General features: G+C 70.0%; 19 protein-coding genes. 10 read left to right on the top strand and 9 right to left on the bottom strand.

Annotated elements, in window-relative coordinates:
- Window positions 1-33: 33 nt before the first annotated feature.
- The 3 genes from MJ605_RS13485 to nagA are packed head-to-tail and all read left to right on the top strand — an operon-like array spanning window position 34 to window position 3324.
- Entirely contained in the window at window positions 34-1086 is a 1053-nt protein-coding gene (locus MJ605_RS13485) for a LacI family DNA-binding transcriptional regulator (protein WP_243042055.1), read from the top strand.
- A 46-nt stretch (window positions 1087-1132) separates the two neighbouring features.
- Window positions 1133-2167, top strand: a complete 1035-nt coding sequence (locus MJ605_RS13480) for an SIS domain-containing protein (protein ID WP_243042054.1) — start codon at window positions 1133-1135, stop codon at window positions 2165-2167.
- On the top strand, window positions 2167-3324 hold the full coding sequence (gene nagA, locus MJ605_RS13475; protein WP_243042053.1) for an N-acetylglucosamine-6-phosphate deacetylase: 1158 nt from the start codon (window positions 2167-2169) through the stop codon (window positions 3322-3324). The genes MJ605_RS13480 and nagA overlap by 1 nt, the downstream gene beginning before the upstream one ends.
- A gap of 47 nt (window positions 3325-3371) precedes the next feature.
- On the opposite strand, the gene MJ605_RS13470 is transcribed toward nagA, so the two are convergent.
- Complete coding sequence (locus MJ605_RS13470; protein ID WP_243042052.1) at window positions 3372-5096, bottom strand: LTA synthase family protein; 1725 nt, start codon at window positions 5094-5096, stop codon at window positions 3372-3374.
- Window positions 5097-5289: 193 nt separating this feature from the next.
- Between MJ605_RS13470 and MJ605_RS13465 the strand changes: the two genes are divergently transcribed.
- From MJ605_RS13465 to thrC, 4 genes are all read left to right on the top strand, one after another.
- Window positions 5290-7275 carry a bifunctional 2',3'-cyclic-nucleotide 2'-phosphodiesterase/3'-nucleotidase gene (locus MJ605_RS13465; protein ID WP_243042051.1) on the top strand — a complete coding sequence of 662 codons (1986 nt, stop codon included), beginning with the start codon at window positions 5290-5292 and terminating at the stop codon, window positions 7273-7275.
- A gap of 400 nt (window positions 7276-7675) precedes the next feature.
- On the top strand, window positions 7676-8824 hold the full coding sequence (locus MJ605_RS13460) for a homoserine dehydrogenase family protein (RefSeq protein ID WP_425601012.1): 1149 nt from the start codon (window positions 7676-7678) through the stop codon (window positions 8822-8824).
- Complete coding sequence (locus MJ605_RS13455; RefSeq protein WP_243042050.1) at window positions 8821-9795, top strand: homoserine kinase; 975 nt, start codon at window positions 8821-8823, stop codon at window positions 9793-9795. Before MJ605_RS13460 ends, MJ605_RS13455 begins: the two co-directional genes overlap by 4 nt.
- Window positions 9792-11123 carry a threonine synthase gene (gene thrC, locus MJ605_RS13450; RefSeq protein WP_243042049.1) on the top strand — a complete coding sequence of 444 codons (1332 nt, stop codon included), beginning with the start codon at window positions 9792-9794 and terminating at the stop codon, window positions 11121-11123. The genes MJ605_RS13455 and thrC overlap by 4 nt, the downstream gene beginning before the upstream one ends.
- Window positions 11124-11456: 333 nt before the next feature.
- Here the strand turns inward: thrC and MJ605_RS13445 are convergent, their stop codons facing one another.
- Window positions 11457-12809 carry a GH1 family beta-glucosidase gene (locus tag MJ605_RS13445; protein WP_243042048.1) on the bottom strand — a complete coding sequence of 451 codons (1353 nt, stop codon included), beginning with the start codon at window positions 12807-12809 and terminating at the stop codon, window positions 11457-11459.
- Between the two features lie 144 nt (window positions 12810-12953).
- Here MJ605_RS13445 and MJ605_RS13440 point away from each other — a divergent pair, with 144 nt between their 5' ends.
- Window positions 12954-14045, top strand: a complete 1092-nt coding sequence (locus tag MJ605_RS13440) for an ABC transporter ATP-binding protein (RefSeq protein WP_243042047.1) — start codon at window positions 12954-12956, stop codon at window positions 14043-14045.
- Here the strand turns inward: MJ605_RS13440 and MJ605_RS13435 are convergent.
- From MJ605_RS13435 to MJ605_RS13405, 7 genes are all read right to left on the bottom strand, one after another.
- Window positions 14042-14863, bottom strand: a complete 822-nt coding sequence (locus MJ605_RS13435) for a carbohydrate ABC transporter permease (protein WP_243042046.1) — start codon at window positions 14861-14863, stop codon at window positions 14042-14044. The two genes, MJ605_RS13440 and MJ605_RS13435, sit on opposite strands and share 4 nt — an antisense overlap.
- Window positions 14860-15738, bottom strand: a complete 879-nt coding sequence (locus tag MJ605_RS13430; protein WP_243042045.1) for a carbohydrate ABC transporter permease — start codon at window positions 15736-15738, stop codon at window positions 14860-14862. The genes MJ605_RS13435 and MJ605_RS13430 overlap by 4 nt, the downstream gene beginning before the upstream one ends.
- Window positions 15735-17039, bottom strand: a complete 1305-nt coding sequence (locus tag MJ605_RS13425) for a sugar ABC transporter substrate-binding protein (protein WP_243042044.1) — start codon at window positions 17037-17039, stop codon at window positions 15735-15737. The genes MJ605_RS13430 and MJ605_RS13425 overlap by 4 nt, the downstream gene beginning before the upstream one ends.
- A gap of 2 nt (window positions 17040-17041) precedes the next feature.
- A complete protein-coding gene (locus tag MJ605_RS13420; RefSeq protein ID WP_243042043.1) occupies window positions 17042-18499 on the bottom strand; it encodes a glucoamylase family protein in 1458 nt (485 codons plus the stop codon).
- 83 nt (window positions 18500-18582) lie between these two features.
- Window positions 18583-21624 carry a TonB-dependent receptor gene (locus MJ605_RS13415; RefSeq protein WP_243042042.1) on the bottom strand — a complete coding sequence of 1014 codons (3042 nt, stop codon included), beginning with the start codon at window positions 21622-21624 and terminating at the stop codon, window positions 18583-18585.
- Between the two features lie 29 nt (window positions 21625-21653).
- Window positions 21654-22700: a LacI family DNA-binding transcriptional regulator gene (locus MJ605_RS13410; RefSeq protein WP_243042041.1), complete on the bottom strand. Its 1047-nt coding sequence runs from the start codon at window positions 22698-22700 to the stop codon at window positions 21654-21656.
- 270 nt (window positions 22701-22970) lie between these two features.
- Entirely contained in the window at window positions 22971-23543 is a 573-nt protein-coding gene (locus tag MJ605_RS13405) for a hydrolase (RefSeq protein WP_243042040.1), read from the bottom strand.
- 152 nt (window positions 23544-23695) lie between these two features.
- On the opposite strand from MJ605_RS13405, the gene MJ605_RS13400 reads away from it, so the two are divergent.
- Together MJ605_RS13400 and MJ605_RS13395 are read left to right on the top strand one after the other, a co-directional pair.
- On the top strand, window positions 23696-24328 hold the full coding sequence (locus MJ605_RS13400) for a TetR/AcrR family transcriptional regulator (protein ID WP_243042039.1): 633 nt from the start codon (window positions 23696-23698) through the stop codon (window positions 24326-24328).
- A gap of 370 nt (window positions 24329-24698) precedes the next feature.
- Entirely contained in the window at window positions 24699-26291 is a 1593-nt protein-coding gene (locus MJ605_RS13395) for a 2-isopropylmalate synthase (RefSeq protein ID WP_243042038.1), read from the top strand.
- The last annotated feature ends 8 nt before the right edge of the window (window positions 26292-26299 follow it).

The following is a 26299-nucleotide window of genomic DNA, read 5'->3' as shown; positions in this document are numbered from 1 at the left end:
GATGCCCTTTCCCGTTCCGCCGGAGTTTCCACGTTGCGCAACCCCACCATCAAGGACGTCGCCAAGCGTTCGGGCGTTTCGCTCAAGACCGTCTCGCGCGTGATCAACCACGAGGCCTCGGTACGCGCCGACACGCGCGAGAAGGTCGAGCGCGCCATCGAGGCGCTGGGCTACCAGCCCAACCCTTCCGCGCGTGGCCTGCGCAGCACGCATGCCTACGCCATCGGGCTGGTCTACGACAACCCGAACGCGCATTACGTCATCAGCATGCAGGACGGCGTGCTTTCGGCCTGCCGCGAGCGCGGCTACGGCCTGCTGATCCACCCCTGCGACGCCACCTCGCCCGACCTCGGCGACGAGCTGTGCGCGCTGGTCGAGCGCAACCGCCTGGCCGGCCTGGTGCTGGCCCCGCCGATGTCCGAGCAGGCCGAGCTGATCGCCCAGCTGAGCGACGCCGGCATCAGCTTCGTGCGCATCATCTCCTCGCGCGAGGATCCGCACGACGGCGCGCCCTGCGTCTACGTGGACGACCGCAGCGCGGCCTATGCGATCACCGAGCACCTGATCCAGATGGGCCACAAGCGCATCGGCTTCCTGTGGGGCGAGCCGCACCACCGCTCCAGCCCGGAGCGCTACCAGGGCTACGCCGACGCGCTGAAGGACTACGGCCTGCCACTGGACAAGAAGCTGGTGCTGCCCGGCCGCTACGCCTTCGACGACGGCTTCCGCGGCGCGCGCAAGCTGCTGGCGCTGAAGGACCCGCCCACCGCGATCTTCGGCAGCAACGACGAGATCGCCGCCGGCGTGCTGGCCGCCGCCCGCTCCAGCGGGCTGGACGTGCCGTGGAACCTCTCCATCGCCGGCTTCGAGGACAGCCCGTTCTCCAAGCAGGCCTGGCCCGCGCTGACCACCGCGCGCCAGTCCACCAGCGACATTGGCCGCCACGCCGCGCTGCAGCTGATGGCCGAGCTGCAGCGCAAGGCCGGCGCGGCGGTGGAGCTGCCGCACAGCGAATGCTTCATCCCCGAACTGGTCGTGCGCGGCTCCACCGCGCCGCCGCAGACATCCGCGCCACGCAAGGGCTGAGGCCGCCCCTGCGGTGTGCGCCCACACGCATGCCGAGAGACCGACGATGAAGGAAGCCAGCTCCACCCTGATGTACCGCGAGGCCCACGAGACGGCCGCCGTGGTCGAGCGCCAGCTGCGCGATAACGCGCCGGTCCTGAAGGCGCTCGGCGAGCGCCTGCGGGCCCGGCCGCCCCGCTTCATCGTCACCTGCGCGCGCGGCAGTTCCGACCACGCCGCCGCCTACGCCAAGTACGTGTTCGAGACGCGGCTGGGCCTGATCACCGCCTCGGCCTCGCCGTCGATCTCCTCCATTTACGACGCCGACCTGCACCTGGACGGCGCGCTGTTCGTGGCCATCTCGCAATCGGGCAAGAGCCCGGACCTGCTGCGCAGCGCGCAGGCCGCCAAGGATGCCGGCGCGCACGTGGTGGCGCTGGTCAACGTGGAGGATTCGCCGCTGGCCCGGCTGGCCGACACCTTCGTGCCGCTGCGCGCCGGCCCGGAACTGAGCGTGGCCGCCACCAAGAGCTACCTCGCCACGCTGGCGGCGATCCTGCAATTGACCGCGCACTGGAGCGACGACGCCACTCTGCACGAGGTGGTGGCGCGCCTGCCGGACGACCTGCGGCGCGGCTGGGAGGGCGACTGGAGCGCGCTCGCCGACGGCCTGCGCGAGGCACGCAACCTGTTCGTGGTGGGGCGCGGCTACGGCTTCGGCGCGGCGCTGGAGGCGGCGCTCAAGCTCAAGGAAACCTGCGGCCTGCACGCGGAGGCCTTCAGCGCCGCCGAGGTCAAGCACGGCCCGATGGCGCTGGTCGGCGAAGGCTTCCCGGTGTTGTTCTTCGCCCAGGACGACGGCACCCTGGACAGCACGCTGGCGGTGGCGCGCGAGTTCCGCGCGCGCGGCGCCCGCGTGTTCGTGGCGAGCCCGGGCAGCACCGAGCCCGGCACGCTGCCGCTGCCGGCCAACATCGCGCCCATCGCGGCCCCGCTGCTGGCGGTGCAGAGCTTCTACCGCGCCGCCAGCGCGCTGTCGCTGGCGCGCGGCTTCGATCCCGACGTGCCGCCGCACCTGCGCAAGGTGACGGAGACCGTGTGATGAGCCAGCCCCTGACCGCCCTCGTCAACGGCCGCGTGCTCGGCGACCATGGCCCGCGCGACGGCCTCGCGGTGCTGGTGCGCGGCGAGCGCATCGAGGCCATCGCCCGCGCCGGCGACCCGCGCGTGGCCGGCGCCCAGGTCCACGACCTCGGCGGCCGCCTGCTGCTGCCCGGCTTCATCGACGTGCAGGTCAACGGCGGCGGCGGCGTGCTGTTCAACGCCGAGCCCACCATCGAGGCGCTCGCCGCCATCGGCGCGGCGCACCGCAAGTTCGGCACCACCGGCTTCCTGCCCACCCTGATCACCGACACCAGCGACGTGATGCGCCGCGCGCTGGACGCCGTCGACGCCGCCATCGAGCAGGGCGTGCCGGGCGTGCTTGGCATCCACCTGGAAGGCCCCTTCCTCGCCCCCGCGCGCAAGGGCATCCACGACGCCCGCCTGTTTCGCCTGCCCGACGCCGACGACCTTGCCGCCATCACCCGCCATCGCCGTGGCGTGGTGATGCTCACCCTGGCGACGGAGCAGGTACCGCTGGACACCATCCGCCGGCTCAGCGAGGCCGGCGTGCGCGTGGTGGCCGGCCACACCGCCGCCGACTACGAAACCACCCGCGCCGCGCTCGATGCCGGCGTGTGCGGCTTCACCCACCTCTACAACGCCATGACCCCGCTGGGCAGCCGCGAGCCCGGCGTGGTCGGCGCCGCCCTGGACGACCCGCACAGCTGGTGCGGCCTGATCGCCGACGGCCATCACGTCCACCCGGCGGCCCTGCGCGTGGCCATCGCCGCCAAGGCGCGCGGCAAGAGCGTGCTGGTCACCGACGCCATGCCGCCGGTAGGCGCGGAGAGTCCCGAGTACGTCCTCAACGGCCAGACCATCATCGCCCGCGACGGCATCTGCCAGAGCGACGATGGCGTGCTCGCCGGCTCCGCCCTGGACATGGCCACCGGCGTGCGCAACCTGGTACGGATGGTCGGGCTGCCGCTGGCCGAGGCCTCGCGCATGGCCAGCGCCTATCCTGCCGCATGGCTGGGCCTGGAGCGCACGCAGGGCCGCCTGGTGGCGGGGCAGCGGGCGGATTTCGCGGTGGTGGACGAGGGGTTGGTGGTGGGGGAGACGTGGGTGGGGGGCGTGCGCTACGCGGTGGGTTGAGTGTTGGCTTGGCGCGTGGCGCTCTTCGCTCGTCATCCCGACGCCCCCTACTGATACACATGCAACCGCTCAAACACCCACGCGTGATACGACTTCACCAGCTCCGGCTGCGCGCAATCGGTATACAGGCCATGGCACCGCGTCCGCAGCGCGATCGCCGCCGAGAAGTACGGGTCGGTCGGCAGGTCCGCCGCCTGCAGCACCATGCTGGGCAATAGCGCGATGTCGAGTACGGGATAGCGCGGCAGCGGCGCGCCCGGGACGTTGCTCTTGATCATGTAGTAGGTGAGGTAGTCCTGGTACGGCACCAATGCCGCCGGCCAGCTGCGTGGCATGGCACGGATCAGGCCGTTGAAGGAGGGCTGGTGGTCGCCGAAGTGCACCAGCACCGTGGGCTGCGCGCGGTCGAGGAAGTCGTGCTCCAGCGTGCGCATGGCCGCGTCCGAATCGTGCAGGCGCGAGAGGTAGGTGTTGAAGTTCACCGACGCGGCGGGCGGCAGCCCCTTGAGCAGGCCCTTGTTGAAGGGTCTGGGCAGCGCGGAGATCGGGTCGGTGTCGTGCGGGCCATGCTGGGCCAGGGTCAGGATCGCCACGAACACCGGCTGGCCGGGTTTCTTCACCTGGTCGTAGACGCGCTTGGCGGCGGCGAACATCTGCGCGTCGCTTTCCTCCCATTCGTCCAGGCCGAGCTGGGCGGCGTCGTAGAAGCGGTCGAAGCCGTAGGCGGTGTAGGCGTTGCGGCCGTTGAGGAAGCTGCCGTTGGTGGGATAGATCGCGATGGTGAGGTAGCCCAGCCGCTGCAGCTGGCGCGGCAGGCTGTCCTGCACGTGCGGTGCCAGCACGTAGGGCGCGTACATGCCGCCGGGGCCGAAGATGTCCTGCGGCAGGCCGGTCAGCGTGGCGAACTCGCTGACCCAGGTGCCGCCGCCGAAGGTGTGCACGCGCATCGGGCCGGTGGCGCGGGTGCGCGCATCCGGCTTGAACAGCCCGACCCGGCACTCGGGGATGTTGCACTGGCTGAAATTGGAGGGATCGAAGGTGCTTTCCTCCAGCACCTGCACGATGTCCGGGTAGCTATCCGGCGAACGCGGCACCGCCGCCGGCTCGCCCGCCGCGGTGGCGCCCCACTCCTGCTCGGCCACCGCCTCGTCGCCCATCGCGGGCATCTGGACGTCCGAATCGCTGAAGTTGACGAAGAAGTTGGTGATCTGCGCGTCGTCGGAAAGCTTCTCCCAGGTGTTGCGCGCATGTACCTCGGCGAACGGCCCGGTCGGCAGCAGGCAGACCCAGAACGCCAGCGCCCACAGCGCCGCGCCGCCGATGCGGGTGACCAGCGCGCGGCTGGGGCTCAGGTGCGCCAGCATGCGGCGGTCCCAGCGCCACACCGCCCACAGCGCCAGCGGCACCGCCACGCCCACTCCCAGGCTGAGCATCCACAGGTGCGGGTAGTGCCCCAGCGTCTCCAGCAGGCTGCTGCGCAGGTAGTAGACGAAGTCCGAGGGCATCAGCGGCGAGTCGAGGTAGCGCAGCTTCAGCACCGACAGGAAGTTCAGCGCCAGGAACAGCCCGCCGCTGACCACCAGCGCGGTGGCCGGCCGCGCGAAGGCGAACAGCAGCATGCCGAAGGCGCACACCATCAGGGCGATCACGAAGACCTGCTGGAGCATGGCGGGCTCGCGCAGGGCGGTCATGTCGATGCAGAACACGAAGAAGCCCGCGGCGCACAGCCATGGGCCGCACTTCCGCAGGAAGCGAAGCGGTGATCGCGACATAGAAAGGTAAGGCCCCCTGTTCGGCCCGGTGTCATCGGCGCGTCATTCTACGGACTTGCCGGTGTCACAGGCACAACCGCCGGCAACGGCACGAGAGCGCCACGGCGCGGTTCAGTCGCGGTTTCGCCGCCACCCGGCCATGCCGATCTGCTAGCTTTCGCGGCTTGCCCCGCCATCCATGGACCGTCTCCCCATGCACCTCCGCTTGCGCCCCCTCGCCCTCGCCGCCGTCGCCCTGCTGGCCGGCTGCGCGACCCAGGCCCCGAAGCCGGCCGCCCTGCCGGACGGCAGCCACGCCCGGGTGGCCATCCTGGAAACCACCGACGTGCATTCCAACGTGCTGAGCTACGACTACTACAAGCAGCGCGAGGACGACACGGTGGGCTACGAGCGCACCGCCACGCTGATCCGCCGCGCCCGCGCGCAGTATCCGGACAGCTTCCTGTTCGACAGCGGCGACACCATCCAGGGCAGCGTGCTGGCCGACTACCAGGCGCTGGTGAAGCCGGTCGGCTGCGGCGAGGAGCTGGGCATCTACCGCGCCATGGACGCCATGGGCTACGACGGCGGCACCGCCGGCAACCACGAGTTCAACTACGGCCTGGGCTTCCTCTCCCAGGTCACCGGCACCCCGATGAACGTGGACGGCGGCCACAGCGACCACTGCGCCGGGCCGCACTTCCCGCTGGTGCTGTCCAACGTGCTCAGCGCCCGCGACGGCCAGCCGATCTTCAAGCCGTGGACGGTGGTGCAGAAGGACGTCACGGTGACCGCGCCCGACGGCAGCACGCGCAAGCTGCCGCTGAGGGTGGGCATCATCGGCTTCACCCCGCCGCCGATCCTGGAATGGGACAAGCAGAACCTGGCCGGCAAGGTCACCGTCACCGGCGTGGTCGAGGCGGCGCAGAAATACCTGCCCGAGTTGCAGGCCCAGCATCCCGACCTGGTGGTCGCGGTGCTGCACGGCGGCCTCAACACCGCGCCCTACACCCCCGACATGGAGAACGGCGGCTGGCACCTGGCCGGCGTGCCGGGCATCGACGTGGTGCTGCTGGGCCACTCGCACACCGAGTTCCCGGGCCCCCACTACAAGGGCATGCAGGACGTGGACGCCGAGCGTGGCTTTGTGCGCGGCAAGCCGGCGGTGATGGGCGGCTTCTTCGGCAAGGACCTGGGCGTGATCGACCTCGCGCTGCAGCGCCAGGGCGGCCGCTGGGTGATCGACGCCAGCCAGACCCACAGCGAGGTGCGCCCGATCTGCCCGGCGAAAAACGACTGCGTGCCGGCCGACCCGGTCGTCGCGCCGCTGGTGCGGCAGGCGCACGAGGCGGCGGTGCAGTACGTCAACACGCCGATCGGCCGCACCACCGTGCACCTGAGCAGCTACTTCGCCGATGAGGGCAACATGAGCGCGCTGGCGCCGATCAATGCCGCCATGCGCGACTACGTGCGCGAGGAGCTGCCCAGGCTGCATCCGGAACTGGCCGGCGTGCCGGTGCTCTCCGCCGCCGCCGCCTTCCGCACCGGCTTCGGCGGCCCGGACGACTACACCGACGTGGCGGTGGGCACGCTCACCCTGCGCAGCGCGGCGGACCTGTACTTCTATCCGAACACCCTGGCCGCGGTGAAGGTGGACGGCGCGGGCCTGAAGGCCTGGCTGGAGAAGTCGGCCGAACGCTTCAACCGCATCGACCCGGCGAAGGACGGCCCGCAGGAACTCATCAGCGATCGCCTGCCCGGCTACAACTTCGACCAGATCCAGGGCGACCTGGCCTACGTCATCGACGTGTCCCAACCCGAGGGCCAGCGCATCACTCGGCTCACCTACCAGGGCAAGCCGGTGACGCCGGGGCAGGTGTTCATCGTCGCCACCAACAACTACCGCGCCAGTGGCGGCGGCAACTTCCCTGGCCTGAAGGGCGACAACATCGTGCTGGCCGCGCCAGACGGCGCCCGCGAGATCCTGGCCAAGTGGCTGCAGCAGAAGCAGACCCTCGCCGCCCGGGAGCTGCCCCGCACCTCCTGGCGCTTCGCCCCGCTCAAGACCCGCGGCGAGGTGGTGTTCAAGGCCGCCGCCGGCAAGCAGGACGTGGCCCGCGAGGCCGGCCTGGCCAACATCCGCCAGCTCAAGGACAACGGCGACGGCACGGCGGAATACGCGATCGACCTGTCGCGTTGAGGTGGGCGAACCGCAGTCGCGCACAGGGTGCGCTCCCACAGGGTGCGCTCTGCTGTGGGAGCGCACCCTGTGCGCGACTGGCGCCCCCCATCCTCCCAAAAAGTTTCAAACGAACCTGTTGACGCCACCGCCAGCGCCAGCCTAAGGTCGAACCCATGTCGCCCTCGCTGCCAGCACGCATCGCTTCCCACCCGGCCGTCGCCGGGCGCGCGCTGCCGCCCGCGAGCGCCATGACCTTCGCCGCCACCCTGACCACCACGACCACTATTACCACCGGGTCGGGGTGGGTCTGCGTGCGCGAATAAGTTTTTGACGCCAACGGCCCCGCCCTCGATGAGGCGGGCCGGCGTACATCCGACTCCCCCTCGACGAGCACGGGCCCCCACCTCAGGAGGCCATCGTGAACGCTGTCGCATCACCCTCGCTCGAACCATCGTCGCCGCCGCCACATGCCCTGGCGCTGCCGGCGACCACCGCACGCCAGCGCGTGCTCGCCGTGGGCCTGGTCGGTCCCGGCCGTGTCGGCAGCGCCCTGCTCGACCAGCTGCGAACCGCGCAGCCCCGGCTGGCGCGCGCCGGCCTGGACCTCGCGCTGCGCGGCGTCGCCGCGAGCCGCCGCATGTGGCTGGACACCGACGACCCCGAACTCAACGGCCGCGATGGCGGGGCGCAGACCTGGCGGCCCACCGACTTGGACGATTTCGCCGCCCACCTGCAGGGCGACGGGGACCGCCACGCGCTGCTGGTCGACTGCAGTGCCAGCGAGGCCGTCGCCTCGCGCTACGCGCAGTGGCTGGCGAGCGGCATCCACGTGGTCACCCCAAACAAGCTGGCCGGCAGCGGCCCGCTGCCGCGCCTGCAGGCGATCCGCGCGGCCTGCGGCGGCGCGCGCTTCCGCTACGAGGCCACGGTATGCGCCGGCCTGCCGGTGGTGCAGACGCTGCGCGACCTGCTCGATACCGGCGACGAGCTGCTGGCGGTGGAAGGCATGTTCTCCGGTACCCTGGCCTGGCTGTGCCATCGCCACGACGGCAGCCGCCCGTTCTCCGCGCTGGTGCGCGAGGCGCATGCGCTGGGCTATACCGAGCCCGATCCGCGCGACGACCTGTCCGGCCTGGACGTGGCGCGCAAGCTGGTGATCCTGGCCCGCGAGGCGGGCCGGCCGTTGTCGCTGGAGGACGTGGAGGTGCAGAGCCTGGTGCCGCCGGAGCTGGCCGTCCTGCCGCGGGAGGAGGCGCTGGAACGGCTGCACCTGCTCGATGCGCCGATGGCCCGGCAGGTCGCCCACGCGCAGACCCGGGGCAGCGTGCTGCGCCACGTCGCCAGCCTCGACGCCAAGGGCCATGCCAGCGTGCGGCTGGCGATGCTGCCGCTCTCCCATCCCTTCGCCCACACGCGCCTCACCGACAACGTGGTGCAATTCACCACGCACCGCTATCGCGACAACCCGATGCTGGTGCAGGGTCCCGGCGCCGGGCCTGAGGTGACGGCGGCGGGGGTGTTCGCCGACCTGCTGCGCATCGCCGAATCGCTGGAGGTGCGCCGATGAACGCCCGACTGGCCGATGCCGTGAGCGCACCGCAACGCGCCCTGAGCGCGCAAGCCATGGCCCATGCCAGCGTCGGCAATGTCGCGGTGGGCTTCGACATCCTCGGCCACAGCGTGGCCGGGGCCGGCGACCGCGCCGTGGTGCGCCGCATCGACGAGCCCACCGTGCGCATCGCCGCCATCCACGGCTGCGTCACCGAGCTGCCGCTGGACGCGGCCCGCAACACCGCCGGCGCGGCGCTGCTCTCGCTGCGGCGCGCGCTCGGCCTGCGCCACGGCTTCGAGCTGGAACTGCACAAAGGCATCGCGCTGGGCTCGGGCATGGGCGGCTCGGCCGCCTCGTGCGTGGCCGCGCTGGTGGCCGCCAACGCGCTGCTGGAACGGCCGTTGCCGCGCGAGGCGCTGTACGGCTTCGCGCTGGACGGCGAGGCGGTCGCCAGCGGCAGCCGCCACGGCGACAACCTGGGCCCGATGCTGCTGGGCGGCCTGGTGCTGGCCACGCGCGAGCGGCTGCTGCGCCTGCCGGTGCCCGAGGCCTGGCACTGTGCCCTGGCGCATCCGCACGTGGTGCTGGAAACACGCCAGTCGCGCGCCGTGCTCGGCGGCGGCTTCGCATTGCACGACGTGGTCGCCCAGCACGGCCACCTCGCCTTGACCCTGGCCGGCTGCTACCGCGGCGATGCCGCGCTGGTGCGCGAGGGCCTGCGCGACGTGCTGGTGGAACCGCGGCGCGCCCCGCTGGTGCCGGGTTTCGCGCAGGTCAAGCAGGCCGCGCTGGACCACCACGCCCTGGGCGCCAGCATCTCCGGCGGCGGCCCCAGCGTGTTCGGCTGGTACGAGCGGCGCGAGGATGCCGAGCGCGCGGCGGCCGCGATGGCGGCCGCCTTCGCCGGGGAAGGCCTGGATAGCGATACCCTGGTGTCGCCCATCAACGGACCGGCCGCCATGCTGGTCGAGGAGGACGCGGCATGAGCGAGCCGCTGCATTACCGCAGCACGCGCGGCGGACAACACGCGGCGCGCATCGAGGAGGTGATCGCCGCCGGACTGGCGCCGGACGGCGGGCTCTACGTGCCCGAGGCCCTGCCCTACCTCGACCTGGCCGCGTTCGATCCGCATGGTTCGCTGGCCGACACCGCCGCCACCCTGCTCGCGCCATTCTTCCGCGGCACCGCCCTGGCGGCGGAGCTGCCGACGATCTGCCGCGAGGCGCTGGATTTCGAGGTGCCGCTGCGGCCGCTCGCCAGCCACGAGGGTGCCAGCGTGCTGGAACTGTTCCATGGTCCCAGCGCGGCCTTCAAGGACGTGGGCGCGCGCTTCCTGGCCGCCTGCTTCCGGCGCCTGCGCCGCGCCGGCGACACGCCACTCACCATCCTGGTGGCCACCTCCGGCGATACCGGCGCGGCGGTGGCGGCGGCTTTCCATCGGCAGCCCGGCATGCGCGTGGTGATCCTCTATCCGGATGGGCGCGTGTCGCCGCGTCAGGCCCACCAGTTGGGCTGCTTCGGCGACAACGTGCAGGCGCTGCGCGTGGCCGGCAGCTTCGACGACTGCCAGCGCATGGTGAAGGCGGCGCTGAACGATGGCGCGGTGCAGGCGCTCACGCCGCTGTCGTCCGCCAACAGCATCAGCCTCGGCCGCCTGCTGCCGCAGATGAGCTACTACGCGCATGCCGCGCTGGGCTGGTGGCGGCGCCACCGTGCGCCGCTCAACTTCATCGTGCCGACCGGCAACCTCGGCAACGCGCTGGCCTGCGTGTGGGTGCGCGAGATGGGCCTGCCGGTGGGCGAGATCCACCTGGCCTGCAACGCCAACGCCGCGCTCAGCGACTACTTCGACGGCGACCCGTACCGTCCCCGTCCCGCCGTGCCTACGCTGGCCAACGCGATGGACGTGGGCGCGCCGAGCAACTTCGAGCGGCTGCGCTGGACCTTCCCCCGCGACTACGAGCTGCGCGTGCAACTGCATGCGGTCAGCGTGGACGACGACACCATCGGCGCCACCATCGTGCGGCACGCGCGCCAGCACGGCGAGGTGTTCTGCCCGCATACCGCCACCGCGGTGCACCTGCTGGACGACATGGGCGCGACCCATGCCTCCTGGGCGGTGGTGGCGACCGCGCACCCAGCCAAGTTCGACAGCGTGGTCGAGCCCCTGATCGGCCGCCGGGTCGAGGTGCCGCCGGCCCTGGCGGCGATGCTGCAACGGCCCGCCAGCGCCGAGCCGCTACCGGCGAGCGATGCCGCGCTGAAGGCCTGGCTGCGGCGGCAGGTGGAGCAGCCGCAGGCCGTCGCAGGCTAAGAGCCTGTTCACGATCTCCCCGTAGCCCGCGTTGAGCCGGTGTGCTCGCCAGGGAATCGAGCGTGGCGAAGCGCCTGACTGGCCGTCAGGTCGAGCCGCGTGCGGCTTCCTGGTGGGCACACCGGCTCAACCCTCCGGGCCGGGTCTGTTTGCCCCCAGGCCGGCGTCATCGCTCGGTCGTGTACGGACGTACACTCCCTCCCTCTTCCTTGCCCTGCGCGCAAACAGCTCCCGGCGCGGGCCATGCGGAGATCGTGAACAGGCTCTAAGGCCCACGCGGCAGCCCTGTGGGAGCGCACCCTGTGCGCTCCCACAGGGGGCTCCGGCGTCCCGTCAGTCGTCCAGCACCGCGCCGTTGGTCGCTATCACCTGGGCGTAGAACTTCGCGGTCGCCTTGGGCGTGCGCTTCTGCGTGGCGAAGTCCACGTGGTACAGGCCGAAGCGCTTGGCGAAGCCCAGCGACCATTCCAGGTTGTCCAGCAGCGACCAGGCGTAGTAGCCCTTGAGGTTCACGCCCGCCTCGATCGCGCGGTGCATGGCCTTCAGGTGCTTGCGCAGGTAGCCGGTGCGCAGCGGGTCGTCCAGCACCTCGTCCTCGGCCACCGGCGGATCGTAGAAGGCCGAGCCGTTCTCGGTGACGTACAGCGGGATGTCGCCGTAGCGCTGCCTGAACCAGGTGAGCATGTCGGTGAGGCCCTGCTCGTAGACCTCCCAGCCGGTCTCGGTATAGGTCTTGTTGGGCTGGCGCACCGGCGAGGCCCGCAGCGGGTACTGCCCAGGGTCGTGCCGGACCACCGCGCGCGTGTAGTAGTTGAGGCCGACGAAATCCACCGGCTGGCGGGTGAGCTTGAAATCGTCCTCGGGGAAATCCGGCCAAGCGGCGCCGAAGATTTCCTTCAGCTCGGGCGGATAGCTGCCCAGCAGCGCGGGATCGGCGAACTGCTCGTTCATGTAGGCCTGCGCGCGCCGCGTCGCGGCGATGTCCTCGGCGCGGTCGGACGCCGGGTACTTCGGCTCGATGTTGAACACCACGCCGATCTCATGCTTGCCCAGCGCGCGATAGGCCTGGATGCCGGCGCCGCTGGCGCGCATCAGGTTGTGCGCGGCGATCGGCGCCTCGTACTTGCTGCGGTGCCCCGGCGCCAGCACGCCGTGCAAGTAGCCGCCGTCGGTGACCACCCAGGGCTCGTTGAGCGTGGACCAGCGCTTCACGCGACCGTCCAGCGCCTTGAACACCACGCCCGCGTACTCGGCGAACCAGTCGGCGCTGTCGCGGTTCAACCAGCCGCCACGGTCGTCCAACGCCGCCGGCAGGTCCCAGTGGAACAGCGTGGCGTTCGGCTCGATGCCGTGTTCCAGCAGCTCGTCCACCAGCCGCGAATAGAAGTCCAAACCCTTCTGGTTGACGCGGCCGGTGCCTTCCGGCAGCACGCGCGCCCAAGCGATGCTGAAGCGGTAGCCCTGCAGGCCGAGCGCGCGCATCAGCCGCACGTCGTCCCTGTAGCGGCGGTAGTGGTCGCAGGCGACGTCGCCGGTGTCGCCGTTGGCCATCATGCCCGGCGTATGCGCGAAACGCTCCCAGATGCTCGGCCCCGCGCCATCGGCCAGGGGCGAGCCCTCGATCTGATAGGCCGAGGTGGCGGCGCCCCAATGGAAATCCGCCGGGAAGCGGTAGCTGTGGGTCATGGCGGGAACATCCCCTTCTGCCGCAGCGCGGCTTGATGTAAACGATTACATCGGGAGAATAGCCGAGCCCGGCCTCGATGTGCACGGGTTTTCGCCTATAACCGAACCTCACCACCGCCGATCCGCAGGAGTGACGCAGCGCCGATGGCTACCGTGCAACTGGACCGGCTGTGCAAGACCTATCCCAACGGCCACGCCGGTGTTGCCGAGGCCAGCTTCGACATCGCCGACGGCGAGCTGCTGGTGCTGGTGGGCCCCTCGGGCTGCGGCAAGAGCACGCTGCTGCGCATGATCGCCGGGCTGGAATCGATTTCCTCCGGCACGCTGCGCATCGACGGCCGCGTGGTGAACGAGGTGTCGCCCAGGGACCGGGATATCGCCATGGTGTTCCAGAACTACGCGCTCTACCCGCACATGACGGTGGCGCAGAACCTCGCCTTCGGCCTGCGCCTGCGCGGCAAGTCCAGGACCGAGATCGACGAGCGCATCGGCAAGGCCGCGCGGCTGCTGGAACTGGAGCAGCGCCTGGACGCCCTGCCTGCCGCGCTCTCCGGCGGCCAGCGCCAGCGCGTGGCGCTGGGCCGGGCGCTGGTGCGCGAGCCGAAGGTGTTCCTGCTGGACGAGCCGCTGTCCAACCTCGACGCCAAGCTTCGCCTGTCCATGCGCGTGGAGATCGCGCGGCTGCATCGCCAGCTCGGCGCCACCATGGTCTACGTGACCCACGACCAGGTGGAGGCGATGACGCTGGGCCAGCGCATCGTGGTGCTCGATGGCGGCCGCATCCAGCAGATCGACACGCCGATGAACCTCTACGACCGGCCAGCCAACCTGTTCGTGGCCGGCTTCCTCGGCTCGCCGGCGATGAACCTGCTGCGCGGCACGCTGCGCCATGCCGACGGCTGGCGCCTGCAGACGGCGAGCCAGGCGCTGCCGCTCGGCCCGCTCGGCGCGAAGGATGCCGCGCTGCGCCCCTGGACCGACCGCGAGGTGGTGCTCGGCGTGCGGCCGGAGGACCTGCGCCCCTGCGCGGCCGCCGACGCCGCGCTGGACGCGCTGCTCGAAGTGATCGAGCCGATCGGCAACGAGGTGTTCCTCAACCTGCGCCATGGCGACGCGCCGCTGGTGTCGCGCGTGGCGCCCGGCGACCTGCCCGAAGCCGGCGCCCCGATGCACTTCACCTTGGTGCCTGAGCGCCTGCATGTCTTCGACCCGGCGGGCGGCGCGCGCATCGCCTAGCCCTTCACGCTGCCCAGCAGCAGGCCCTCGATGTAGTAGCGCTGCATGGCCAGGAACAGCAGCAGCACCGGCACCACCGTCACCACCGAGCCGGCCATCATCAGCTCGCTGTCCTGCGCATGCTCGCGCGCCAGCGAGGCCAGGCCCAGCGGCAGCGTGTAGTGGTCCTGCCCGGTGAGCGCGATCAGCGGCCACATGAAGTCGTTCCAGGCGGTGAGGAAGGTGAAGATCGCCAGCGTCACCATGACCGGCTTGAGCAGCGGCAGCACGATCTGCACGAAGATGCGCAGCTCGCCGGCGCCGTCGATGCGCGCGGCCTCCATCAGCTCGTCGGGGATGCCGCGCGCGTACTGGCGCACCAGGAAGATGCCGAACGCGCTGGCCATCGCCGGCACGATCACCGCGGCATAGCTGTCCACCAGGCCCAGGTACTTGAGCATCAGGAACAGCGGCAGCATGGCCACCTGCGCGGGAATCACCAGCATGCCCAGCAGCGCCTGGAACAGCCGCTCGCGGCCATGGAAGCGCAGCTTGGCGAAGGCGTAGCCGGCCATCAGGTTGCAGGCCAGCGACAGCACGGTGATCGCGCCGGACACCAGCAGGCTGTTGAGCAGGTAGCGTCCCATGCCGGCGCGCAAGAACAGCGCCTCGTAGTTGTGCCAGGTGGGATGGGCGGGCAGCAGCGGCGACGGCAGGCTGCCGGCCTCGCCGGGCCGCATGAACGACACCGAGACCATCCACAGCAGCGGAAACACCGCCACCAGGGTGCCGCCGGCCAGCAGCCCGTGGATGATCGCCGAGGCCAGGCGCCGGTTCATGCCGCGCCGCCCCGCCGCGCCAGGCGCAGCATCAGCGCGGTCATGGCGAACATCACCACGAACAGCAGAAAGGCCACCGCCGAGGCCATGCCGAAGTTCCACCACTGGAAGCCTTCGTTGTACATCAGGTACAGCACGCTGGTGGTGCTCTGCAGCGGGCCGCCCTCGGTCATCACGTAGGGCTCGGCGAACAGCTGGAAATAACCCGACACGGTGAGGATGCCCACCATCAGCAGGGTTGGCCCCAGCATGGGCAGGGTGATGTGGCGGAACTGCTGCAGCGGCGAGGCGCCGTCGATGCGCGCCGCCTCGTAGAGGTCGCGAGGGATGGCCTGCAGGCCGGCCAGCAGGATGATCATGTTGTAGCCGAAGTTCTTCCACACCGCGAACAGGATGATCGCCGGCATCGCCCAGTGCGGGTCGCCGAGCCAGTCCACCGGATGGATGCCGACCAGGCCCAGCACGTGGTTGGCCAGGCCGTACTTGGTGTTGAACAGGTAGCGCCACACCACCGCCACCGCGACCACCGTGGTCACCACCGGCGCGAACAGCGCGGTGCGGAACAGCGCCTTGGCGCGCGCCAGCGGCGAATCGAGCAGCAGCGCGGCGCCCAGCGAAGTGGCGATGGACAGCGGCACGCCCACCGCCACGAAGTACAGCGTATGGCCCAGCGCCGACCAGAAACGCGGCTGGTGCAGCAGGTCCCAGTAGTTGCCCAGCGCCACGAAGCGCAGGTGGCGCACGTCGGCCAGCGCATAGAGGTCGTAGTCGGTGAGGCTGAGCGCCAGCGCCGCGATCACCGGCAGCAAGAAGAACACGCCCAGCACCGCCAGCGCGGGCGCCAGGAACAGCCAGGCGATGCGCTGGCGGCTCATGGCGAGGCCCCGTCGTGGCGCGCGTGGTCGAGTATCCAGCGCCGCTTGGCCAGGATGCGGTCGGCGCGGCGGTCGATCTCGGCGGCGGCCTGGTCCACCGTCAGCTCGCCGGCCACCGCGCGCGCGGCCACCAGCTGCATCTCGTTGGCGATCTGCTCCCACTCGGGCACCGGCGGCGTGGGCTTGACCCGTTCGAGCTGCGCGCGGAAGGCCTGCACCTTGGGATCGCTGCGCAGGCTGCCGCCATCCCACGCGCTGCGGCGCGCGGGCATGTCGCCCAGCATGTCGTAGAAGCGCTGCTGCACCTCGGGCCGCGACAGGTACTCGATCAGCGCCCAGGCGGCCTCCTTGTGCGGGGAGCGGCGGAACACCACCAGGCTGGAACCGCCGGCCGCGCCCGCGCCCGGGCCATCCGGTCCCGGCAGCGGCGCGGTGGCCCAGCGATCCTCATGGTCCGCCGACAGGCGCTGGCGGAACTCGCCAATGTTCCACGGCCCGGAGAAATAGAAGGCATACACGCCGCGCCCGAACTCCTCCCACGGATTGCCGGCCTCCACGTTGGTAATCGGCGGCGCCTGGCGCAGGCGGAAGGTATCGACGTAGAAGGCCAGCGCGCGCTTGAAGCCAGCGCTCTCGAAATTGCCGTAGCGGCCGCCGTCGCGCAGCATCGGCTCGGGCTGCTGCAGCGCCAGCGACATCAGCTGCTCGTACTCGTTGGTGGGCAGCAGGATACCGTAGGCGCCCCGCTGCGGATGGCTCAGCGCCGCCAGCATGCGCCGCCATTCGGCCCAGTCGCGCGGCGGATGGTCGAAGCCGGCCGCCGCGAGCAGGTCGCGCCGGTAGAACAGCAGCCGCGTGTCGATGTACCAGGGCACGCCGTACAGCGTGCCGTCGATGCGGTTGGTGGCCCAGATGGGCGCGAAGTAATCCCCGGCCTTCACCACCGCCGATCGGTCCACGCGCGCCTGCAGCGGTTCCAGCGCGCCGAGGACGGCGAACTCCGCCAGCCACGTATTGCCCAGTTGCCCCACATCCGGGGTGGAACCGCCGGCGAAGGCGGTGAGCAGCTTCTGGTGCGCCGCCGTCAACGGCAGCCGCTGCACGATCACGTGGATGCCGGGATGCTCCCGCTCGAAATCCGGCAGCAGCTTCACCACCGCCTCGCCTTCCGGGCCGAGGGTCCAGAAGCTCAGCGTCTGCGCATCGTCGTGCGCGCGGCCGCACCCGGCCAGCAGCACGGCCAGGGCCAGCAGGCCCGCCATGGCCCGGCCGATGCCCGCGCTGCCGGCAAGCCGCGGCATGGCTAGCCGCGCTTGCCGTCCAGCCAGCCGCCGGTGAAGCCGGCCCGTTCCAGGCCCTTGCGGATGTAGGGGTTCTTGCGCATCACGTTCCATACGAAGCCGCTGCGCCAGTTCTCGATCATCAACACGATCGGTCCCTGGTCGATGCCGATCTGCTTGTCGTCGGCCCAGCCCATGCCGGGCACCGCGCGTCCTTCCTTCGGCGCCAGGCCGGTGTCGTAGCTGGGGTTGAACGCATCGACGAAACCATACTTGCCGTACACGGCGTCGCCGTAGCGCGCCTTCATCGCCATCAGCGCGGGCACCACGATTTCCGGCGCGAACGCGATGGAACCGCCGGCGGCGGTCGGGGCGATGGTACCGTCATCGGAGACGTAGTCGAGTCCCGCGCCGCGCGCGGTATAGCCGTAGAAGGCGCGCGTGCCGCCATCGTTGCGCTTGACCACCGCGTCGCCCGGCCCGTTGCAGGCGGTCAGGCCCCAGATATTCTCGCCGTAGCCGTCCCAATGGTTCGGGTTGGCGATGGCGTAGGCGCGCTGGGCATAGGTGGCCTGGCGGCTGTTCTGGAAATAGTCGGTGTGGTGGTCGCGGCTCCAGCCATCCTGGATGCCGCGGAAGTCGATCCACGCATGGCTGTACTGGTGGCCGAACAGCGGCGCGAAATTGAGGAAGGTGCGCCCCTGGAACTCGCCCCACTGCTTGGGATAGGTGCTCGTCCAGGCCTGCCACGCGCCATCGGCGACCGGATGGGTGGGCGAGCCCAGCGCCAGCACGTAGACCAGCATGCCTTCGCTGTAGCCCTTCCAGTCGGCGGGGATGAACTTGCCGCCCGGCGTCCAGCCCATGCTGACGAGCGGCGCGTGCGGCTGCATCCAGGTCCAGTCGACGCGGCGGTAGATCGCGTCGGCGAGCCGGCGGATCTCCTTCTCGTCCTGGTTGTCGCGGTCGAAGTACGACTGCGCGAACAGCACGCCGCCCAGCAGCAGCGTGGTGTCCACGCTGGACAGCTCGATGCCGCGCCCGTAGCGCCGGCCGGTCCGCATGTCGAGGAAGTGATAGAAGAAGCCCTGGTAGCCGGCAACGCCATCCTCGTCGGCGCCCTGCGGCGCGTCGTTGAAGAAGCGCAGCGTGGCCAGGGTACGCTCGGCGGCCTGCTGGCGGGTGACGTAGCCGCGCTCCACGCCCACGCCGTAGACGGTCAGCGCGAACCCCACCGAGGCGATGCTGGCGAAGGAAGGCCCGGGATAGTGGTCGGGCACCAGGCCGGTCTTCGCATCGGCGCTGTCCCAGAACCACTGGAAGGTGCGCTGCTCCAGCTCGTCGATGGCGGCGCGCTGGTCCCTGGGCAGGGCCTGGTACGTCAAGGACGGGGCCGCCCCGGGCGCCGTCGCCGCCATCGCGGTCCCGGCGGCAAGGGTGAGCGCGCCGGCCAGCACGGCGCGGAGGAGTCGCTTGGTCATGGGTCCGCTCGTCTCAAAGAGAGGCCCGCCATGGGCGGGCCCCGAAAGTGCCGCCATGCCTGGCGGCAGTGGGAGGTGCCTGGTCAGAAGTTGATGCCGGCGGTGACCTTCAGGGTACGCGCATACCCCGTGATGTCGCCGATGGGGTTGTACATCACCGGCGTGCGGTTCAGCACGCCGTTGGAACCCCAGTTCTCGATGTAGGTGGTGTAGTTGTGCCAGTTGAACGCATTGATCAGGTCGATGCGCACGTAGGCGTTGAGGTTGCCGTACACCTTGAAGTTCTTGGTCGCCTGCAGGTCGATGTCGCGGTAGCCGAAGATCTTCCCGCCGAGCAGGAACTTGCCGGTGCCCGGCGGCATGGCGGCGATCGCCTGGCAGCCGCCACCCGCGATGCGGCCGATGTCCTCGTTGGTGGGCGTGGCGCCGAAGCAGGCATAGCCCAGGTCCGGGATCGGCGTGGCCAGGGTCAGCTTGGCGCCGAACACGAAGCCCCACGGGCCGTCCAGCGAGCCGGTGGCGACCAAGCGGTGCCTGGCCACGCCCGGCGCCGCCGAGAACGGATAGTCGCCGATGGTCTCGTAGTCGAACGCGTACTGGTCGGTCGGGTCGTTGTTGTCGTTGTTCTGCTTGGCGTGCGTATAGGTGTAGGCGACGCTGGCGCTCCAGTGCGAGTCCACCGTGTACGGCTTCTCGGCGGAAAGCAGGATCTGGTCGGTCTTGGTGGTCAGGCCGTTGTTGCCGATGATCAGGCTGCCGAAACCGGGGATGCCGTTGCCCCACGGCTGGCCGCCGTTCTGCCAGAAGCTGCCGTCCGGATAGCGGTTGCCCAGCGTGTAGACCAGGCCGTCGTGGCTCTTGATGCTGACGAAGGTGATGCTGGTGTTCCAGTCGCCGATCTTGTTGCGCATGCCCAGGCTGAGCTGGTCGGAATACGGCGCCTTGAGGTGGTTGTTGATCAGGTCCACCTCCTTGCCCGCCGTGGTGCCGGCGACCAGCCCCTGCAGCGTGGCGATGTTGAGGTAGGCCGGGTTCCAGGCCAGGCAGGTCGGCCCCGCGGTGCAGGGCACCAGCGGCGTGTTGAAGAACAGCGTGGGCTGCGACAGCACCGACTTGGTCTGCTCGACCTGCAGCGACTCGTACAGGTTGCGGTCGTAGGCGCGGCCCCAGCCGCCGAAGATCACGTGCTCCTCGTCGCCGAAGATGTCGTCGGAGAAGCCGAAGCGCGGCTGCACCTCGCTCTTGGTCGCGTGGCGGTTACTGCCGGTGCTGATGTAGTCGTTGATGTTGACGCCGCCCTTGGCCAGCGTCTGCGCGTAGGTCTGGCCGGCCGGCGCGTTCGGGTCCTGCGAGTTGATGGCGGCGATCACGTCGGAGGGAGTGACGTAATCGAGGTACGACGGGGTCTTCTCGTAGTCCCAGCGCACGCCGAGGTTCAGCGTCCAGTGGTCGTCGATCTGCCAGTCGTCCTGGATATAGGTACCGAACTGCTTGTCGCGGCTGGTCGCCACCGGGCTCTGGCCCGGCACCGGCGAGCCGAACTGCACCTTGTACGGGATCGCCTCGGTGCCGGCATCCGGCGTCACCGCGTAGCTGAACAGCGCATTGGTGTCGCCCGCGTCCTGCGCGGTGAGCTTCACCGACTTGAACTTCACGCCCATCTTCACGACGTGGTCGCCAAGCCACTGCAGGTCGTTGAAGGTCAGGTCGTCGGAGATCGCCGGACCCTCCTGGCCCTTGTTCTGGAAGGCCAGCGGCGAATTGCCGGTCTGCAGGATCGTCAGGTTCTGGTTGTCGTACGGCGTGTACACCTGGCCGGCGCCGGTGACGATCGGCGAAGGCGTGTAGTACGCGTCCTCGTAGGTGGCCTGCAGGCGGTTGAACCAGCTGTCGGCGCTATGGTCCCAGCGCACGTCGAAGCGCTTGTCGGTGTTCTTGGTGTTGAGCGCGGAGGACGGCGCGAGCGTGGTGCCGATGCCGCTGATCGCGGTCTCGTTGCGGTACTTGCCGCTGATCTCGAAGCGGTCGCGGTCGGTGGGCTCGAAATCGATCTTGCCGAACCAGTTATTCTCCTTGAACGGCAGGCTGGACGGACCTTCCTGAGCGATCGCGCTCGCCGGCAGCTGCTTCTGGTAGGTCACGTCGCCGCCAGGCGTCACCGCGATGGGGCTGTCGAATTCCTTGCCCTCGTAGGCGACGTAGAAGTGCGCCAGGTTCTTCAGGATCGGGCCGCCGAGGTCGAAGCCATAGTCCTTCTCGTGCGAATCCTGCTTCTTGTGCGCGGCCGACTCGGAAGGCGTCTCGGCGCGCATGGCGGTATTGGTGTAGCTGCCGAACACGTCGCCGTGGAACTCGTTGGTGCCCGACTTGGTCTCGGCGGTGATCGCGGCGCTGGAAAGCTGGTCGTACTCCGCCTTGTAGTTGGAGGTGATGACCTTGTACTCGGCCACCGCCAGCTGCGGGAACGGATTGCCCTGGCTGTTGTTCTGGCCGGTGACGCCGCCGGGCAGCACGTAGTTCTTCTGGCCCACGCCGTCGATGTAGACGTTGATGTTGGAGCTGGCCTGGGCGCCCGAGCGCAGGCTGGTGTTGCCGTTGGCGTCGCGGGTGAACACCATGCCGGGCACGGTGTCGGCGAACTCCAGGAAGTTGCGCGAGGCGGCCGGCGTGGTCTGGATCTGCCGCATCGACACCAGCTGGCCCACCTCGGAAGTCTTTACCTCCTGCAGGGTGGTGGCGCTCACGGTGATGGTGCCCAGTTCCTTCGCGTTTGCCGCGTTTGCCGCATTCGCGGCGGGCTCGGCGGAGGCGTTCGCGGCCAGGTTCAGCGTGGCCACCGAACCCACCGTCACGGTCACCAGGCGCTCGGTGCCGGGACCGGCATCCACCTGGTAGGTACCCGGCGGCAGGCCGACCAGCGCGTAGCTGCCGTCCTTGTCGGTATGCGTACGACGCGTCGCGCCGGTGGCCGTGTTCTTGGCCACCACGTCGACGTCGGCCGGTCCCTTGCCGCGCAAGGTGGCGTCCGAGGTCTGCGCCCAGGACAGGGCCGGGGCCATGGAAGACACCGTCGCCAGGGCGATGGCGACAGCTAGTAAACGTTTACTTTTGTGAATGCGGTTCATGATGTTTCTCCCCTCCCTCAATACCGGCGCTAGCCGGCCCTCGATGGGTTAATCGTTGCAACGTCGGTTTGATGTGCTCCGCACGAGTCGCGCACGACCACGTCGCAGCCCAGGGTGCGGGTCGCGGGACTCGTGTGTGCCTTGCCTTCCATGAGTCCGGTCAACAGGAGCAGCGCGCTCTTGCCCAGATCGGTGATGCTTACGCGCACGGTGCTGAGCGCCGGGGTCACGTAGCGTGCGATGAGGATGTCGTCGAAGCCGGCCAGCGCGATGTCGCCCGGCACGTCCAGGCCCGCCTCCTTGAAGGCGTACAGGCAGCCCACCGCCATCATGTCGTTGGCGGCGAACACCGCCTGCGGCCGGGGCCGCTGCGCCAGCAGCTCGCGGCCGGCGCGATAGCCCGATTCCTCGGTGAAATCCCCCGCGATGATGTTCAGCGGCATGTGCGGCGCGTGCGCGGCCATCGCCGCACGGTAGCCCTTCTCGCGCTGCTGGGCGTCAAAGTTGCCTGACGGACCGGTGATGAAGGCGACCGAGGCATGGCCCACGTCCAGCAAATGCCCGACCATGGCCTGCGCACCGGCGTCGTTGTCGATGTTGATGGCGGGATAGCGCGGGTTGTCGACCGGCGAATCCAGCAGCACGGCGGGCAGGTCCGCCGGCAGGTTCTTCTCCAGGAAGGCCTGGTCCACGAACTGGGAGAGGACGATCAGGCCATCCACCCGCCCGCGCATGGCGCGCACGGCGGCGGCGGCGTCCTCCACGCCATCGTGGGAACTGGAGACCAGCAGGTGCAGCCCGCGCGCCCGCGCGGCGAGGTCGATGCCGCGGATCAGCTCCGAAAAGAACTCGCCGTACAGGTCCGGCAGCACCGCGCCGATGGTGTGGGTGCGCCCGGTGATCAGGCTGCGCGCCGCGCTGTCCGGCACGTAGTGCAGCCGCGCGGCGGCCTGGCGCACCGCCTCCTGGGTGTCCGCCGTGACGCCGCCGAGGCCATTGAGCACGCGCGACACCGACGCGATCGAGACCTTGGCCTCGCGCGCCACGTCCTTGATGGTGGCCTTCTTGGTCGTCATTCGGCTCCCGCGGCACCGTCGAAAAAGTGAGTCCACCGTCACGTCGCGGCGGAACGTAAACGTTTTCATCAAAACTTGTAAAGTCGCAATATCAGGCGACTTCCGCTGCATCGCAAAATTTCGACGGGCCAATCGGTGGCCGATCCGTGGAGCGGCCGCGCCACGGCTCACACACCCCGACTTGCGCAGCGCAGCAATCGCGGTTCAGCGGCAGGAACGAAAAGCCGCATGCACGACCGCCCCGCGCACGGCGAGGCGGCCCTGGAGCGGTCAGGCCAGCATGGCCAGCACCTGCTCGGTGGAGCGCACGCGGCCCAGCCGGGGGAAGATGTTCTCCACCGCGAAGCGATGGTGGGCGGGATCGGACGAACTCATCGCATCCTCCACCAGCACCTGGTGGAAACCCAGCTCGAAGGCCTGGCGCGCGGTGGATTCCACGCCGATATTGGTGGAAATGCCGCCCAGCACGATCTGCGTGATGCCGCGGCGGCGCAGCTGCAGTTCCAGCTCGGTGCCGTAGAACGCGCCCCACTGGCGCTTGAGGATATGGATGTCACCCTCGCCCGCCCGCAGTTCGTCCGCATAGGTCAGCCAGTCGGGCGGCAGGCTGGGCCGGGCCGGCACGGGCTGGTCGGCCAGCGGGCGCAGCATGTCGGCGCCGTCGGCCGAGAAGCCCACGCGCACCAGCGCCACCGGCGCGCCGAGTTCGCGGAAGCGGGCGGCGAGCCGGCCGGCGCGGCCATATACCTCGCCGGCGGTGTGCGGGCCGGCGGCGAAGGGGGCGATGCCTTTCTGCAGGTCGATCAGCACCAGCGCGGTGCTGCGGGGGTCGAGCTTGTCCATGGAGTTGGCTCCGTCAGGAAATGCGATGGTCGCCGCGCAAGGCTTGCCCGGAAGCCCGGCATGCCGGTAAAAGCGTGCTGGCATGCCGTTCCGGACGGCGACCCCGCCAGGGAACGATATGTGAGGATGACCTCACGTTGGAGTGTATGAGGATGGCTTCGCGTCCCACAAGCCAGGGCGGCCGCGCGCCGCAGCGCCGCCGCGGCCATGAGCGGGTCGCCGCGCTGCTCGCCGCCGCGTCCGGCTGCTTCGTCGAAAAAGGCTACGACGCCGCCACCATGACCGAGATCGCCGCCCGCGCGGGCGCCGCGATCGGCTCGCTGTACCAGTTCTTTCCCACCAAGGAGGCGCTGGCCGAGGCCCTGATGGCCGACCACGCCGAGGCGCTCTACGCGCGCATGGACCGGCTGGTGGCGCAGGCGCCGGGCTGCGCCACGGAGGAACTCGCGGCGCGGCTGGTGCGCACCTTCGCCGACTATCGCCGCCAGCATCCCTCGTTCGTGATACTGGTGGAGGCCGGCGGCTCGTTGCCGCCGATGCTGGGCCGCACCATACGTCAGCGCATGCGCGACTACCTGTGCCAGATCCTTGCGATCCACGCGCCCGGCCTCGCGGCGGGCGAGTTGCGCCCGGCCGCGATGGTGGTGCAGCAGCTGATGAAGGCCGCGGTGGCCCTGCAGAACGAACGGCCCGCCGCGCTGCGCCAGGCAGCCCAGGACCAGCTGCGGCGCGCCCTGGCGCTCTACCTGAAAGAACTCACGGAAAGTCGGCCCGCGCCCACATGAAGCCGCGATGGGTGACGTCTAGACATCTGGACGTCCAAATATGTCCTAGGCCGCGCGATAACGGAAATTTCAAAAGAAACTGTTGACAAGCCCTTGCACCCGCCGTTAGGGTCGTCGGCATGTCGCAGCGCAACAGCCATGATCGCATTGCCGAGCCCATCCGCCCCACGGCGGCCGCGGGCCTCCTGCGGCTTCGCGACAACCTCCTTCTTGCCCTTGTACTCGTACTCCTTATTACCAACGGAGGTGCGGGCTAAGGGCGTGTGTCCAGGTAACTAGAAAAACACCTGAATACCACCAAGAACCCCGCACCCGACCAGGATGCGGGGTTTTTTGTTGCCCAGCGGCGCGTGCCAATGGAGCCAAAGCAATGACCCCCGACAACACCAGCAGCGAGAACCGCGACGTGGGCGACGTAGCCGCCGAACGCGTGCGCATCTTCGACACCACCCTGCGCGACGGCGAGCAGGCGCCCGGCTTTTCCATGGACCGGCGCGCCAAGCTGCGCATGGCCCACGCGCTGGAGGCGCTCGGCGTGGACATCATCGAGGCGGGCTTTCCCAGCGCCTCGCCGGACGACTTCGCCTCGGTGGCGGAGATCGCCCGCGTGCTGCGCGGCCCCACCGTGTGCGGCCTGGCGCGCTGCCACGACAACGACATCGACGCCTGCGGCCGCGCGCTGGAGGCCGCGCGCCATGCGCGCATCCACCTGTTCCTGTCCACCAGCCCGCTGCACCGCGAGCACAAGCTCAACATGAGCAAGCAGCAGGTGATCGACACCGCCTGCGCCGCCATCGAGCGCGCCAAGGTCCTGTGCCACGAGGTGGAGTTCTCCGCCGAGGACGCCATGCGCACCGAGCCGGAATACCTGGTGGAGGTGTTCAGCGCCGCCGCCGCCGCGGGCGCCACCACGCTCAACGTGCCCGACACCGTGGGCTACACCACGCCCGCCGAGATGGGCGAGCGCATCGCCTACCTGCGTCGGCAGGTGCGCGGCGCGGAGCGGGTGGTGTTCTCCACCCACTGCCACGACGACCTCGGCATGGCGGTGGCCAACAGCCTGGCCGGCGTCGCCGCCGGCGCGCGCCAGGTGGAGTGCACCATCAACGGCATCGGCGAGCGCGCCGGCAATGCCTCGCTGGAGGAAGTGGTGATGGCGCTGCGCGTGCGCGGCGCCTACTTCGGGGTGGATACCGGCATCGACGCGCGCAAGCTGCACCCCACCTCGCGCCTGCTCACCCAGCTCACCGGCCAGGCCGTGCCGCGCAACAAGGCGGTGGTGGGCGAGAACGCCTTCGCTCACGAGTCGGGCATCCACCAGCACGGCATGCTCAAGCACCGCGGCACCTACGAGATCATGCGCCCGCAGGACGTGGGCATGGGCGAGACGCGCCTGGTGCTGGGCAAGCATTCCGGCCGCCACGCGCTGCGCCAGCGGCTGCAGGCGATGGGCCATGAGCCGGACGAGGCGGCGATGGACGGCATCTTCGCGCGCTTCAAGGCGCTGGCCGACAAGAAGCGCGAGGTTCACGACGAGGACCTGGAGGCCATCGCGCTGGGCATGGACCCGGAGGCCACCGGCCCCTGGCGCCTGGCGCAGCTCAACACCAACTCGCACCTGGGCGGCAGCGCCTCGGCCTCGGTGAAGCTGACCCACGACAACGGCAGCGAAGTCGGCGAAGCCGCCATCGGCGACGGCCCGGTGGATGCGGTGCTGCGCGCCATCGAGCGCGCCACCGGCACCACGCTCGACGTCACCCAGTTCCAGGTGCGCGCGGTCAGCGAGGGCGGCGACGCCCAGGGCCAGGCCCAGCTCACCGCCCGCCACGCCGACCGCGACTGGCGCGGCGCCGGCGTCAGCACCGACATCATCGAGGCGACCGCGCACGCGGCGCTTTCCATCGTCAACCGCATCGAGCGGCAGGCACCGGCCCCCCAGCCGGCGGCCGTCGCCCGCCTGTAATCCCTGGG

This window comes from Dyella sedimenti (assembly GCF_022760995.1).
GTDB lineage: Bacteria > Pseudomonadota > Gammaproteobacteria > Xanthomonadales > Rhodanobacteraceae > Dyella > Dyella sedimenti.
Note: the sequence above shows the minus strand (reverse complement) of the source record. Positions and strands in the feature narration are given on the sequence as shown.

What these genes read in the sequence shown, in the direction of transcription:
- MJ605_RS13480 (WP_243042054.1), top strand. Translation starts at nt 1,133, where the DNA reads ATGAAGGAAGCCAGCTCCACCCTGATGTACCGCGAGGCCCACGAGACG.
- nagA (WP_243042053.1), top strand. Translation starts at nt 2,167, where the DNA reads ATGAGCCAGCCCCTGACCGCCCTCGTCAACGGCCGCGTGCTCGGCGAC.
- MJ605_RS13470 (WP_243042052.1), bottom strand. Translation starts at nt 5,096, where the DNA reads ATGTCGCGATCACCGCTTCGCTTCCTGCGGAAGTGCGGCCCATGGCTG.
- MJ605_RS13465 (WP_243042051.1), top strand. Translation starts at nt 5,290, where the DNA reads ATGCACCTCCGCTTGCGCCCCCTCGCCCTCGCCGCCGTCGCCCTGCTG.
- MJ605_RS13455 (WP_243042050.1), top strand. Translation starts at nt 8,821, where the DNA reads ATGAACGCCCGACTGGCCGATGCCGTGAGCGCACCGCAACGCGCCCTG.
- thrC (WP_243042049.1), top strand. Translation starts at nt 9,792, where the DNA reads ATGAGCGAGCCGCTGCATTACCGCAGCACGCGCGGCGGACAACACGCG.
- MJ605_RS13445 (WP_243042048.1), bottom strand. Translation starts at nt 12,809, where the DNA reads ATGACCCACAGCTACCGCTTCCCGGCGGATTTCCATTGGGGCGCCGCC.
- MJ605_RS13440 (WP_243042047.1), top strand. Translation starts at nt 12,954, where the DNA reads ATGGCTACCGTGCAACTGGACCGGCTGTGCAAGACCTATCCCAACGGC.
- MJ605_RS13435 (WP_243042046.1), bottom strand. Translation starts at nt 14,863, where the DNA reads ATGAACCGGCGCCTGGCCTCGGCGATCATCCACGGGCTGCTGGCCGGC.
- MJ605_RS13430 (WP_243042045.1), bottom strand. Translation starts at nt 15,738, where the DNA reads ATGAGCCGCCAGCGCATCGCCTGGCTGTTCCTGGCGCCCGCGCTGGCG.
- MJ605_RS13425 (WP_243042044.1), bottom strand. Translation starts at nt 17,039, where the DNA reads ATGCCGCGGCTTGCCGGCAGCGCGGGCATCGGCCGGGCCATGGCGGGC.
- MJ605_RS13420 (WP_243042043.1), bottom strand. Translation starts at nt 18,499, where the DNA reads ATGACCAAGCGACTCCTCCGCGCCGTGCTGGCCGGCGCGCTCACCCTT.
- MJ605_RS13415 (WP_243042042.1), bottom strand. Translation starts at nt 21,624, where the DNA reads ATGAACCGCATTCACAAAAGTAAACGTTTACTAGCTGTCGCCATCGCC.
- MJ605_RS13410 (WP_243042041.1), bottom strand. Translation starts at nt 22,700, where the DNA reads ATGACGACCAAGAAGGCCACCATCAAGGACGTGGCGCGCGAGGCCAAG.
- MJ605_RS13405 (WP_243042040.1), bottom strand. Translation starts at nt 23,543, where the DNA reads ATGGACAAGCTCGACCCCCGCAGCACCGCGCTGGTGCTGATCGACCTG.
- MJ605_RS13400 (WP_243042039.1), top strand. Translation starts at nt 23,696, where the DNA reads ATGGCTTCGCGTCCCACAAGCCAGGGCGGCCGCGCGCCGCAGCGCCGC.
- MJ605_RS13395 (WP_243042038.1), top strand. Translation starts at nt 24,699, where the DNA reads ATGACCCCCGACAACACCAGCAGCGAGAACCGCGACGTGGGCGACGTA.